The sequence below is a fragment of the Legionella santicrucis genome (genome assembly GCF_001468135.1).
GTDB classification, from domain to species: domain Bacteria; phylum Pseudomonadota; class Gammaproteobacteria; order Legionellales; family Legionellaceae; genus Legionella; species Legionella santicrucis.
In genome coordinates this window covers 480,984-494,309 of the sequence record NZ_LNYU01000091.1, presented here as the reverse complement: position 1 = coordinate 494,309, position 13,326 = coordinate 480,984, and the positions used below count along the sequence as shown (strand labels likewise).

Below are 13,326 nucleotides of genomic sequence, written 5' to 3'. Positions count from 1 at the left end.
AATAATAAAAAATATTAGGAGCTGCTCTCACTATCATTGACTTAAGGAACTTGTAGTGAGCCTGAGAGAAGCACAGGAGGATGCTATTGAAAGGTCTCTTATCAGACTGGAAACACTCAACAGATAAAAGAATGAAGCTTGATTAAAAATTAATCTAGGGCATGTTGGCTCATTGTCAACACGACCTATTCAACAGTCAGAGCTTTTTTAATAAGAATATGTTTTAGGAATAACAATAACTGCCCTCAGTTATTTTCTCTTCAGAAGGAGCAGTTAAAGCAAGTTGTGCCGCTTCTTTTTTACTCTTATGTTGATCATAAGCATGATAAATTTCATAACCTACATACATCACTGTTAACGCTATTGCTGCAGGCCAACATATAGCAAAAGTAGTAATCAAGAGTGCAGGCATTACTGTATTTTTCACCATAGTAAATATAAAATCATTACGTGCAGCTTGATATTCCTTAAGTGTCATATCAAGATCTTTTCCTACAAGTTGTGCTTGCTCTAATCGTAAACTTTTCTCTTGGAATTTTGAATAAGCCCCTGCAGAAAGATACATTGCTGTAGCAAACGTACACACAAAAAAACTCGCAACAATAATGCCAGGAGGAGTAAATAACAAAGCAGCCGTAAATCCAAGCATCAATAAAGCTGCAGCAGCTGCAACGAAATAAAAAGTTCCCTGTTTGGTTCGCCAATCAATTTCCAATTCTTTTAATTGATCCTGTAACATAGCTATATGTGCTGCTGCATTTTTAATTTCAGTAGCATCTTTAAGTTGCATTAAGCGTTTATTGTACTCTTCGATTTCCTGCTCATACTGCGCTTTCTTAATGAGATATTCTTGTTTTGCCAACTGACATTTATATAAAGTCATACATACATCAAATCCTAAAAAGACCGCAGTAATTGCTCCTGCAATAGGACCTGGAATATGAGTAATTTGGTTAAAGTTAGTCAAGAAATTAACAGTTGCCCATACCAAGTCATTTGCAAAATTACAATGACGCTTATAGAGTTCATATTTAAAACGCTCAAGCGCTGTTGTTTTATCCTTTTTCTCACCATCAGTTGGAAAGAAAGTATGCCTTATCAATAGGCCTGCATCGATCATGAAACGCATTAGAAAAAAGCCAACACTAAAATAATTAAGTATGCCATTTGGTGCTTGAATAACTGAGATTATTTTATCAACATCTGTATGTGTGCCTAAAACTGCGTCTAATTTGTCAATAAGTTGCAGATCTTTTGCTAACGCAAGACCTGTTGTTAAAGTAAGTCGACAAAAAACCCAGTACACGCGACATAAATTAGAGAAGGCTACATAATCACGAATTTGTGATATATGAAATGGTGAAGACATTAAATTGCGGAAACCTTTCAGATAACTTTCTTTTAAAGACTCAATAAAAGCCTCTTCAGAAGCTGCACCTTCTTTAATATTTAATAAACGATTTTTAATTTTTAGCCTTAAATTTTTATATTCCGCCTCTTTGCTTTGTTGTGAATAGGCTTTATAAAAATTTTCCAATAAGGTGGCACAGTAATAACAATACAACCAAAATGCTTCATTATTTTTATCTTTTTGTTTTTGCAAAACTGCAAAAGTATGTGCAAATTCGGCTTCAAGTGCGTTTTGGTTTTGTAACAAAAAGGTATAACCAATCTGACTCGCTCGGTTTTCTACCTTTTCAATTTTATTGATTACCATATCTGTTTTAGGAAGTTGTAGAAAAAACTGGTTTTTGTCGCTTTTAAAGGCCATATTTTGCTTTGAATAAACCATCCCAAACTCCACAAAAAATATACAGTAAGTATCGTACGTTATCATTTGATTTTGCTTTTGACAAGATATTTATGTATGTTTTTATTACACAATGTTTCAAAAAAAATAGCTCATTAGCCTATAATGTGTGATCTATTTGAGTGAATGATTTAGGATTAGCGCTTGAGGTATTAAGATGATTATTTATTTACCAATACAAAAGCTTGAAAAAATACGTCCTAATAAATCATCAGAACTGAATTCGCCTGTTATTTCGCATAAAGTTTGATGAGCAAGACGCAAATCTTCTGCAAGTAATTCTCCAGCTCGGTGTTCTGCCAATTGTTGTTGCCCCATAAGGAGTATATTTTTTGCCTCATCTAGTGCTTGAAGATGGCGTCTTCTTGCAAGAAACTGTCCTTCATTAGGCTGATAACCTACCACCTGTTTTATTAATTGTTTTAAGGCATCAATTCCTTCACCAGATTTAGCACAGAGGTATACTGAATGATGCTCCACTTGTGCAGCTCGGCCTAATGTATCAATTTTATTAAATAAAGTAATAATAGGAACTTCTTCCGGTAAAGCAGCTCGAATTTCTTGTGTTAAATCGTAATGATGTTCTAAATCATTAATATCAACAACTAATAAAACACAATCCGCCTTTTTTAATTCTTGCCAAGCTCGTTTGATTCCTTCTTTCTCCACTAAATCATCAGAATCTCTTAATCCTGCTGTATCAATGATGTGTAAAGGAATATCATCTAATAAAATATGCTCTCGCATTACATCACGAGTAGTTCCTGCAACTTCAGTAACGATGGCTACATCTCGCCCCGCTAAACAATTAATTAAAGTTGATTTGCCTGCATTAGGTCTTCCAGCAATAACAACAGAAAGTCCCTCGCGCAAAATTACACCTTGATTCGCTTGAGAACGTATAACATCTAATTTAGTTAATATGTTTTGCAACAATTGCGCAACATTACCATCATTTAGAAAATCAATTTCTTCTTCTGGAAAATCAATTGCAGCTTCAACATACAAGCGTAGATATATAATTTGCTCATTTAACTGATCAATTTTAGCGGAAAACTCTCCCTGCAATGATTTGAATGCCATTCTTGCAGCTGTTTGTGAACTGGCTTGAATTAAATCAGCTATAGCTTCTGCTTGGGTCAAATCAATTTTATCATTTAAAAAGGCACGTTCAGAAAACTCTCCAGGTCGTGCTAAACGAGCCCCTAAATGGATGCATTCCTTAGTTAACATATCAAGAACAATAGGAGAGCCATGTGCTTGAATTTCAACTACATCTTCACCAGTAAATGAATGCGGTTGTTTAAAATAAATCATTATTCCTTGATCGATTACCGACTCAATATACTCTTCTTTCTTAGTGGAGGAACATACATAAAAGGAACAAAATGTAGCTAATCGAGGTTGTAATGTCTTATTACCATTTAAGGAAACTGCAATAGAATATGCTTGAGGCCCTGATAATCTAAGAATACCTACCCCACCTCTTCCAGGTGGGGTAGCTATAGCTACAATCGTTTCTGTGAACATTTATTTAGCAACAGCAAGTTTTTTAGCCGGCTTTTCGTCAGAAAATTTACGTGTGATATACCATTGTTGCAATATGGATAAAGTGTTATTTACAATCCAATATAATACTAAACCAGCAGGAAAACCCCAAAACAAACCGGTGAATAATACAGGTAAAAACATCATTACCTTCGCCTGCATTGGATCAGGTGGCGCAGGATTTAGCTTTTGTTGAATCAACATCGTTGCACCCATAATCAATGGAAGCACATGGTAAGGATCAGCATCTGATAAATCTTTAATCCAGAGAATAAAGGGTGCCTGTCTTAACTCAACACTCTCTAATAAAACCCAATAAAGAGCAATAAAAACAGGAATTTGAATTACAATAGGCAAACAACCACCTAAGGGATTAACTTTTTCCTGCTTATATAACTCCATAGTAGCTTGACTAATTTTTGCTTTATCATCCCCATAGCGCTCACGTAACGCTTGTAATTTGGGTTGTAACTTACGCATCCCAGCCATTGATTTATAACTTGCTGCAGATAAACGATAAAACGCCAACTTAATCAAAACAGTTACTAAGACAATAGACCAACCCCAATTACCTACAACATTATTAATCACTTTCATCAAAGAGAAAAGTAATGAAGATAAGAACCATAAAATTCCATAGTCAACAGTGAGATCTAACGAAGGAGCAATATCTTTTAGAACGCTGGTAATCTCTGGACCTACATAAAGCTTAGAGCCTATTGTCTTATCTTGATTAGGTTGAAGAGTAATTGGCTGACTTACGGCTCCTATCGTGTAATCATTATTAACCGATCGAGTATAAAATTTATTGGTTGAATTAGCATCAGGAATCCAGGCACTTAAAAAATAATGTTGTTGCATGGCAACCCAGCCGCCTTTGCTGTCTACATCTAAATTCGCTTTATTCATATCGTTAAAGCTTACTTTCTGATAACGATGTTTCCCTGGTTCAGAATAAGAAGCACCAGTGTAAGATCCTACATGAAATACACTTGATTTATCTTCTTTTGGAGAACTGCGTATCAATTGGGTATTCATATACCCAGTCCATTCATGATTTCCTTGATTAGCAATTTTATAGTCTATATCAATAAGATAACTACTCTTAGTAAAAATAAATTCCTTTTTTACATCAAGTCCATCTTCATTTTTTCCATTAAGGGTTACAACAAGTTGCTTTTGATTAGGGTCTAATTCGTATTGTTGTTGTGGTGATGTAAAATTAAAATTTAATGCCTGAACATTTTGTCCTGAAGCTACAAAAAGATTACTACTTGCAATATAACGCTCACTGGGTTGATTTTGCAAAAGAAGAAAAGGTTTATTTTTTTCTTCGATACTTTGTGGGTAGGCAAGTAATTGGCTTGAAACAATATCACCTTGCTGTAAGTCAATACCCACATCTAAAACGTCAGTTTTAACATGAATGATGGGGCCGTTATTTGTTTTTACTTCTGTAGTTGGTGTTATTGACGTTGTAACAGCATTAGATGGAGCCATTTTGGGTAATAAAGGCTCACCGTTTTGTTCATTATTGATGGCAATTTCTGTTTGCGCAGGCTTAGTAGGATAGTCTATTTGCCATGCATTCCAAAGTGATAAACTTACTAGCGCGAGCGCCATGTATAAAATAACTCGTCGTATATCCATCAAAAATTCTCATTGTTAGGAAGTACAGGATCATAACCACCCTTAGACCATGGATGGCAACGCAATAATCTTTTAAGAGCCATCCATAAACCTTTGGTTATGCCACATTGCATGATAGCACTTTCAGCATATTGTGAACAACTCGGGTAATAACGGCAGCTTGGTCTCAGCAAAGGACTAATCAAATATTGATATAATTTAACGGGAAAACATACTATTTTTCGTAAAGTGAGGTTATTTTTTTCCATGTTTTGCCCAATCTAGCGTTTATATTTGCATTTGTTTGTTTTGCAACGCCTTGTCTTGCTAAAAAAACTACATCGACTGCAGGTAATTCTTCATATCGGAAGCTTTCTCTTAGCAGTCGTTTGATGCGATTTCGATCATGGGCTTTTGCTATCATTTTTTTTGATAGTGCAAGCCCTAATCTTGCATAGCCTAAATTATTTTTTCTATAAAGAATAATAAATTCAGAAGTTACAATTTTGCTCGCTTGTTCAAACACATGACTATAATCAATTTTTGTTAGTAATCGCTGTGCTTTTTTAAATGCAAACACTTAAGCAGTCAAACGTTTACGACCTTTAGCTCGACGACGCTTGATTACTAATCTACCTGCACGAGTAGCCATACGCTGACGAAAACCATGATCGCGTTTGCGCTTTAAATTACTGGGTTGAAAGGTGCGTTTCATGATGAACCTGTTAATAAAATTCTAAGGCTCGCAATGATAGAGAACTTTTTTTCTACTGTCAATTTAGCAGTTGATTATTTTTTGTATATTTATCGTGTCGTGTTGAAATTTTGTTTGCTTGCTAATAACAAAATCATTTCTTTATTTTAAAATTTTTTATTGTTATTACGGACAATGACTTCTGTTGATAAGTATAAAAATCATATATAAATCAATAGGTTTTTGTAAAATAAACTCTGTTTACAACCTCTTTTTATTGTTGTGATCTTTCTGTATGTATTTTTTCGAACTGATTTATACACAATGTTATTATCATCTTATACTCTCCTTATGATCTTATTTATTCATAGATCTTTCCACATTTATTAACCTATGCGTTAATTCATTTAATGATTAAAATATGTATTTATTGGTTATTTTTGAAATATTTTATGAAAATATAGATATATTGTGGTGAATCGTTTTAGAAGGGTGTGCAACTTCATTATAAATAATATAAGTCGATATAGCATAGGTGAACTTACTATGGATTGTTTGTATGTTCTAATGCAGCAACTAAAACTTTTGATTTTATAAAGTCTATACTTTTTTTGTGGATAACTTTCTTTTATATTAAAGCCTGAGTATAATTCGAATGCAGCTGCACCTTAGTGAACCGAAGAAAATTTTCTCTATGGTCTGTTGACAATTGGTTAACATTACTACGTGTCGTGCTTTATTAAGCCACATCCAACTTTTGCATGAACCTAATATTGGTTTAAAGAGATTCACATCGTTTGGATCTCGCGCATAAAACGCGGGATGTAGAGAATCAGAATGAATTGCCAACAAACCCTAGCTTCATGCAAATAATTTTCATGCTTAATTATCTTGCTGTCCGGGTACTTTCAGTGGCATATTTTAATACTGTGGATAATTAGTTTTTAAATATTCTTTTTACCATTCTTCTTTGATGAGGAGTTACGTTGTGTCAGCATCCGTTTGGCAAAAATGTTTAGGTCTATTGCAAGATGAGTATTCTGCTCAACAATTCAATACTTGGTTACGCCCTTTACAAGCTCATACTGATGAGCAACGTTTGATTTTGTTTGCACCTAATCGATTTGTAGTCGATTGGGTTAAAAAGCATTTCTTTTCTCGAATCGAAGAGTTAATTAATCAGCTTTGTGGTGATGAAATCAAATCAGTTTCTATTGAAATTGGAAGTAAAACTTCGAATACTGATTCTGATTCAAGCTCCTCAGGATCATTTAGATCGCAAGTTAATGTCTCTGTTAATTCTCCTGAAATTAAAGCGCCTCCTAAAAAGGCAGTTGATTACAAGAGTAGTCATTTAAATAAAAAATTTGTCTTTGAAAGTTTTGTTGAGGGGAACTCCAACCAATTGGCTCGTGCTGCGTCAATGCAAGTTGCCGAGCGACCTGGTGATGCATACAATCCTTTATTTATTTATGGTGGGGTAGGCTTAGGAAAAACACATCTGATGCATGCAATTGGTAACTCCATATTAAAAAATAATCCTGATGCCAAGATATTGTATTTACATTCAGAACGTTTCGTTGCCGATATGGTCAAAGCGATTCAGACAAATTCAATCAACGAGTTTAAACGTTTTTATCGTTCATTAAATGCTTTGCTTATTGATGATATCCAGTTTTTCGCGGGTAAAGATCGATCCCAAGAGGAGTTTTTCCATACTTTTAATGCATTGTTAGAGGGACAGCAACAGATTATTTTAACAAGTGATCGATACCCTAAAGAAATTGAAGGTATGGAGGAGCGTTTGAAGTCTCGATTTGGTTGGGGGCTAACTGTAGCTGTAGAACCTCCTGAACTTGAAACTCGAGTCGCTATTTTAATCAGTAAAGCGGAACAATCAAATATTGAGTTACCCTATGAAGTGGCTTTTTTTATAGCGAAGCGTATCCGCTCCAATGTTAGGGAACTTGAGGGTGCATTACGTCGAGTTATTGCCAATGCTCATTTTACTGGAAAGCCAATTACTATCGAATTTGTACATGAAGCTTTGCGTGATCTTCTCGCGTTACAAGATAAATTAGTTACAATAGAGAATATTCAAAAAACTGTTGCTGAATATTATAAAGTCAAAGTAGCTGATTTGTTATCAAAACGTCGTAGCCGTTCTATTGCAAGACCTCGGCAAATGGCCATGGCTTTGAGTAAAGAGTTAACAAACCATAGTTTGCCTGAAATTGGTGATCATTTTGGTGGTAGGGACCATACCACTGTGATCCATGCATGTAGAAAAGTTAAAGAATTAATTCAAGATGATAGTGATTTTGCAGAAGATTATAAGAATTTAATGCGTATTCTATCCTCTTAACACAGCGTGTAACATGTAATAAGCACTCTATATTAGAGATTTTAATCTTTTCCCGAATTAATTAGGAGTTCCATCTTGTTTGAATTCACTATTAAAAAAGAGGATTTGCTTCCTCTATTACTTGCTGTTGCTGGCGCTGTAGATAAGAAGCAATCTTTAGCTATATTGTCTAATTTTTTTCTTAAATTGTCTGATGGTTTATTAAATATCACTGCTACGGATTTAGAGATCGAAATTTCAGCCCAAGTCGTTTGTGAGTCCAAACAAAATTCAGGAAGTATCACGGTTCCAGCAAAGAAATTTATTGATATTATTCGTTCTCTTGATGATGAAACAAGCCCTGATGTGATTGTTAATAATGCTCTTTTAACGATTAAACAAGGACGTAGCTCTTTTAAACTTACAACCTTGTCTGCGGACGGTTATCCTCTTAGTGAAGATGAATGTAATGAGGTCGAGTTAAACCTACCTCGTTTGGTTTTATTGAAATTATTACAGTCAACTCATTTTGCAATGGCGCAACAAGATGTCCGTGTTTTTCTCAACGGCTTGTTTCTTGATTTTGAACCTAACCTTATTTCTGCTGTTGCTACAGATGGACATAGAATGGCTATTTGTCGTTATCAATGTTCTAATATTAGTGATAAAAAATTGTTGTTACCTAAAAAGGGAGTTCAAGAGTTATTGCGAATTCTTAACTATATTGATGATGAAGAAGTTTTATTAGCCGCTGGCAAATCTCATTTTAAATTAGTAACGAGGCAGTTTGTGTTTTTATCTAAACTAATCGAAGCGCGTTTTCCTCCCTATACTAAAGCGATACCAAGAAATCAAGATAAGCATATTCTTATAGACTGTTCTGTTCTTAAGCGCTCTTTATCGCGTATCGTTATTTTGGCACATGAAAAATCAAAAGCAGTTATGCTCCATTTGCAACCAGGTATGCTTACTTTAATTGCGAACAATAACGAACAAGAGGAAGCTGTAGAATCACTAATTGCTGAAACACAGGGTGATGAATTAAAAATTGGATTGAACGCAACCTATTTATTAGATGTTCTTTCTCATTTTGGTGAGGGCCAAATTCGCTTGTCTTTATCAAATACGGATAGTAGTATTTTAATCGAGTCATTAAATGATGATCATTATCAATATATTATTATGCCAATGAAAATATGATTCTTACTGAGTTAAAAATCCATCATTTACGGAATATTGTATCAGCTCACCTGAAATTAAATTCTCGATTTAATTTTATTTTCGGACCTAATGGAAGTGGAAAAACGTCTGTTCTTGAGGCATTTTACCTCTTAAGTTGCGGCCATTCTTTTCGAACTCGAGAAATTTCACCGATTATTTCACATAATCAATCCTCTATGACTGTATTTGCCAGAGGGAACAATGAAGAAACAATTAGTATCCAAAAGTCTTATTCGGAAACTACTCAAGTTAAGTTGAATAATCAATTTTGCTCTACTACCAGCCAATTAGCTTATGCGTTGCCTTGCCTAATTTTTTACTCGGATTTATTTCAAATTATTGATGCAGGTCCATCTGTAAGAAGAAATTTATTGGATTGGGGGTTGTTTCACGTGAAACATAATTATTTTGCTCTATGGAAGGAATATAAACGTGTACTAAAGCAACGCAATGCACTTCTCAAATTACGAGTACCTTTTGCACAATATATTCCTTGGGACAAGCAGTTAAATCTATTGGCTTACCAGCTTCATCTATTAAGAGAAGAGTATTTTATTCAATGGGAGCAAGAATTTATTTCTGTACTGAATGAACTTAGTGAAATTAAGTGTACCCTAAAATACTACAAAGGCTGGGATAAAAGAAATTCTGGTAAAAATTTAGAAGAAATATTGGCTGAGAATTTTGAGAGTGACAAGCAGAAATTATATACGCAGCATGGAGCTCATCAAGCAGATTTTAGTATTGAAGTAGATAATAATAAGGCTAAGCATTTCATATCAAGAGGTCAACAAAAAATTATTTTAATCTCACTGAAACTAGCTCAAGGAAATCTTGTTGCGCAGGACTGTTTATATTTAATTGATGATCTTGCTTCGGAACTTGATGAAATCCATCAACGTAAGGTAATTTCACATTTATTAACACGACAGGGACAATATGTTATTACTTCAACTTCCAATTCATATACCTTGTTGGAGAATCTATCCAACAAAACTAGTACACAATATCAAATTAATGCAGGTATTCTTAATCAAGTGAATACTATTTATTAATACGTCCCATTTCAGGATTTCTCTCGCTACATTCGGTATGTTTATGAGACACTTAATTTCTATATCGACTGATGCTCAACGAAATAATGTTTCACGTGAAACAAAAAGGTATATAAAATTTTCGCTTTAGGAATAATAAAAGAGAATTTAATTAATCTTAAAAAAACAGATAAGTTACCATTGTCAAAGTTCCTAAATCACATATAAACACAATACAAACTATGCTATGATAAGGTATTTGAGAAATCATAACAGGGTTAAGAGGACCACTTAATGAGCGTTGATGCCAGCTACGATTCAAATAATATTAAAGTTCTAAAGGGGTTAGATGCAGTAAGAAAAAGGCCAGGGATGTATATTGGAGATACTGATGATGGCACAGGTCTGCATCATATGGTTTTTGAGGTTGTTGATAATTCTATAGATGAAGCACTGGCGGGATATTGCAAAGAGATTTTTGTTACCATTCATTCTGATGAGTCAATCACGGTTAAAGATGATGGTCGTGGTATACCTGTTGATATTCATAAAGAAGAAGGACGTTCCGCTGCAGAAGTGATTATGACAGTCTTGCATGCAGGTGGTAAGTTTGACGATAACTCCTATAAAGTATCTGGTGGTCTACATGGCGTAGGTGTGTCAGTAGTTAATGCTTTATCCGAAGAGTTATATTTGACTGTGCGGCGTCATGGCAAAATCCATGAGCAACGTTATCGAAATGGAGTTCCAGATGCCCCTATGGCTGAAACTGGAGATGCAACAACGACAGGAACACAAATTTGGTTTAAACCAAGTGCTGGAACTTTTTCAAATATAGAGTTTCACTATGATATTCTTGCAAAACGTCTAAGAGAACTATCTTATCTAAATTCAGGTGTTTGCATTCATTTGTTTGATGAACGATCGCAAAGACAGGATACTTTTCACTACGAAGGAGGTATAAAAGCATTTGTCGAACATCTCAATAAGAATAAAAATGTGATTATGCCCATAGTATTCTCTATGACTGCTGAAAAAGATAATATTGTCGTTGAGCTTTCAATGCAGTGGAATGATTCATATCAAGAAACGCTTTATTGTTTTACTAATAATATACCTCAGCGTGATGGCGGAACTCATATGGCAGGATTCAGAGCTGCATTGACCCGAACTTTAAATAACTATATTGAAAGTGAAGGATATGCCAAGAAAGCAAAAGTATCGCCAACTGGAGACGATGCTCGCGAGGGATTGACGGCTATACTTTCTGTAAAAGTACCTGATCCAAAATTTTCTTCTCAAACAAAAGATAAACTCGTTTCTTCAGAAGTAAAGTCAGTAGTTGAATCCAGTGTTTCAGAAAAATTTAATGACTTTCTTTTAGAAAATCCCTCAAGCGCAAAAGCGATTGTAGCTAAAATTATTGATGCAGCTCGAGCTAGAGAGGCGGCCCGGCGCGCCCGAGAAATGACTCGACGAAAAGGTGCATTGGATATTGCAGGATTACCAGGGAAATTAGCTGATTGCCAGGAAAAAGATCCAGCTTTATCTGAGCTTTACTTGGTAGAGGGTGATTCAGCAGGTGGTTCAGCGAAACAGGGTCGAGATAGAAAATTCCAGGCAATTTTGCCACTTAAAGGAAAAATACTTAATGTTGAAAAGGCTCGTTTTGATAAGATGCTTTCCTCTCAAGAGGTGGCGACACTTATTACCGCTTTGGGGTGTGGTATAGGGCCTGATGAATATGACCCCGATAAAGTAAGATATCATCGAATTATTATTATGACTGATGCTGATGTTGACGGTTCACACATCAGAACACTGCTACTTACCTTTTTCTACAGACAGACACCAGAGTTAATAGAACGTGGGTATATTTATATTGCCCAGCCACCATTATATAAAGTTAAACGTGGAAAACAAGAACAATATGTTAAAGACGATGAAGCTTTGTTTGAATATTTAACACAAAGTGCATTAGATGGAGCAGCATTCTTTCCCGTAAAAGATGCTCCTCCTATCGCCGCTAAAGCTCTTGAGGAATTAGTGCATCAGTTCAGACGTACTGAAAAAATTATCAAACGTTACAAGCGAAGATATCCTACTGATATATTGAAGCGTATCGCTTATTTACCCATGCTTCATAATGAAGATCTTAATCAGCAAGAAAAAATAGCAAACTGGTGTAAACATTTACACTTAAGCCTACAGCAATTAGGAAGTAAAACGGAACAATATGATGTTGATGTTCATATGATACCTGATACAAATCAATTTCTACCTAGGATCATTGTGACTCAACATGGAGCAAAAAATCCTATACCTATAAATGCTGAGTTTTTTAATTCTAAAGACTATAAAGAGTTAGTTAGTCTTGGTTCTAAGTTGGCAAGTTTGATAGAAGAAGGAGCATATATCAAACGAGGAGATAAAGAACTGGCTGTAGAAAGCTTCGAACAAGCTTTGGATTGGTTAATGGAAGAGGCGAAACGGGGACAAACGATTCAACGATATAAAGGCCTTGGAGAGATGAACCCCGAACAACTTTGGGAAACAACAATGGATCCAACAGTACGACGTATGCTCCAAGTGAATATTGAGGATGCAGTTGCTGCCGATGCAATATTTACTACACTTATGGGCGATAATGTTGAACCTAGAAGAGAGTTCATCGAGTTCAATGCACTTGAGGCTGAGAATATCGATGTATAATTATTATTTGCGTGATCGATATTTAAACAATCACGTAAAGTATTCTTAAAGTGAGTTATCTTTTGTAATTAATGAATTAATTTTAAATGAATGGGTGTATTTTTAATGGATAATCATTTGCTTAGAGGTTCTCGATACCACGCATGAAGTGTAGTAGGTAGAAGTTTCTAATAAAACATTAAAAACATTTCTGGACAAATGATATCACCTATGCCAGGATATAATTCTTTTTAGAGGTAATGATAGTTTGTTTCGGTTTTTTAAGATGAACTAGCGTGGAACGTTGTAGAAGACTGCTCTAGTTACTCTTGCAAAGTCTAATGCTCTAAAGTAT

General features: G+C 35.0%; 10 protein-coding genes. 4 read left to right on the top strand and 6 right to left on the bottom strand.

Annotation, left to right across the window (positions count from 1 at the left end; all coding sequences use genetic code 11):
* Window positions 1–223 precede the first annotated feature (223 nt).
* The 6 genes from Lsan_RS20020 to rpmH form a co-directional block, all read right to left on the bottom strand.
* Window positions 224–1,792, bottom strand: a complete 1,569-nt coding sequence (locus Lsan_RS20020; RefSeq protein WP_058515861.1) for a hypothetical protein — start codon at window positions 1,790–1,792, stop codon at window positions 224–226.
* 183 nt (window positions 1,793–1,975) lie between these two features.
* A complete protein-coding gene (gene mnmE, locus Lsan_RS20015) occupies window positions 1,976–3,340 on the bottom strand; it encodes a tRNA uridine-5-carboxymethylaminomethyl(34) synthesis GTPase MnmE (protein ID WP_058515860.1) in 1,365 nt (454 codons plus the stop codon).
* Entirely contained in the window at window positions 3,341–5,008 is a 1,668-nt protein-coding gene (yidC, locus tag Lsan_RS20010) for a membrane protein insertase YidC (RefSeq protein WP_058515859.1), read from the bottom strand. It abuts the gene before it with no gap.
* Window positions 5,008–5,256 carry a membrane protein insertion efficiency factor YidD gene (gene yidD, locus Lsan_RS20005; RefSeq protein ID WP_058515858.1) on the bottom strand — a complete coding sequence of 83 codons (249 nt, stop codon included), beginning with the start codon at window positions 5,254–5,256 and terminating at the stop codon, window positions 5,008–5,010. The genes yidC and yidD overlap by 1 nt, the downstream gene beginning before the upstream one ends.
* Window positions 5,223–5,567, bottom strand: coding sequence for a ribonuclease P protein component (gene rnpA, locus Lsan_RS20000; RefSeq protein WP_058515857.1), 345 nt, complete (start codon window positions 5,565–5,567; stop codon window positions 5,223–5,225). The genes yidD and rnpA overlap by 34 nt, the downstream gene beginning before the upstream one ends.
* Window positions 5,568–5,702 carry a 50S ribosomal protein L34 gene (rpmH, locus tag Lsan_RS19995; protein ID WP_003633859.1) on the bottom strand — a complete coding sequence of 45 codons (135 nt, stop codon included), beginning with the start codon at window positions 5,700–5,702 and terminating at the stop codon, window positions 5,568–5,570. It abuts the gene before it with no gap.
* A gap of 967 nt (window positions 5,703–6,669) precedes the next feature.
* On the opposite strand from rpmH, the gene dnaA reads away from it, so the two are divergent.
* The 4 genes from dnaA to gyrB all read left to right on the top strand — a co-directional run bounded on the left by dnaA (window position 6,670) and on the right by gyrB (window position 12,992).
* Window positions 6,670–8,046 carry a chromosomal replication initiator protein DnaA gene (gene dnaA, locus Lsan_RS19990; RefSeq protein WP_058515856.1) on the top strand — a complete coding sequence of 459 codons (1,377 nt, stop codon included), beginning with the start codon at window positions 6,670–6,672 and terminating at the stop codon, window positions 8,044–8,046.
* A 75-nt stretch (window positions 8,047–8,121) separates the two neighbouring features.
* Entirely contained in the window at window positions 8,122–9,225 is a 1,104-nt protein-coding gene (dnaN, locus tag Lsan_RS19985; RefSeq protein ID WP_058515855.1) for a DNA polymerase III subunit beta, read from the top strand.
* Window positions 9,222–10,301, top strand: coding sequence for a DNA replication/repair protein RecF (recF, locus tag Lsan_RS19980; protein ID WP_058515854.1), 1,080 nt, complete (start codon window positions 9,222–9,224; stop codon window positions 10,299–10,301). The genes dnaN and recF overlap by 4 nt, the downstream gene beginning before the upstream one ends.
* A gap of 273 nt (window positions 10,302–10,574) precedes the next feature.
* A complete protein-coding gene (gene gyrB, locus Lsan_RS19975) occupies window positions 10,575–12,992 on the top strand; it encodes a DNA topoisomerase (ATP-hydrolyzing) subunit B (RefSeq protein ID WP_058515853.1) in 2,418 nt (805 codons plus the stop codon).
* The last annotated feature ends 334 nt before the right edge of the window (window positions 12,993–13,326 follow it).

Bases quoted from the DNA above. Each gene is read 5' to 3' on its own strand.
- gyrB (WP_058515853.1), top strand. From the start codon at position 10,575: ATGAGCGTTGATGCCAGCTACGATTCAAATAATATTAAAGTTCTAAAG.
- mnmE (WP_058515860.1), bottom strand. From the start codon at position 3,340: ATGTTCACAGAAACGATTGTAGCTATAGCTACCCCACCTGGAAGAGGT.
- yidD (WP_058515858.1), bottom strand. From the start codon at position 5,256: ATGGAAAAAAATAACCTCACTTTACGAAAAATAGTATGTTTTCCCGTT.
- recF (WP_058515854.1), top strand. From the start codon at position 9,222: ATGATTCTTACTGAGTTAAAAATCCATCATTTACGGAATATTGTATCA.
- rpmH (WP_003633859.1), bottom strand. From the start codon at position 5,702: ATGAAACGCACCTTTCAACCCAGTAATTTAAAGCGCAAACGCGATCAT.
- yidC (WP_058515859.1), bottom strand. From the start codon at position 5,008: ATGGATATACGACGAGTTATTTTATACATGGCGCTCGCGCTAGTAAGT.
- Lsan_RS20020 (WP_058515861.1), bottom strand. From the start codon at position 1,792: ATGGTTTATTCAAAGCAAAATATGGCCTTTAAAAGCGACAAAAACCAG.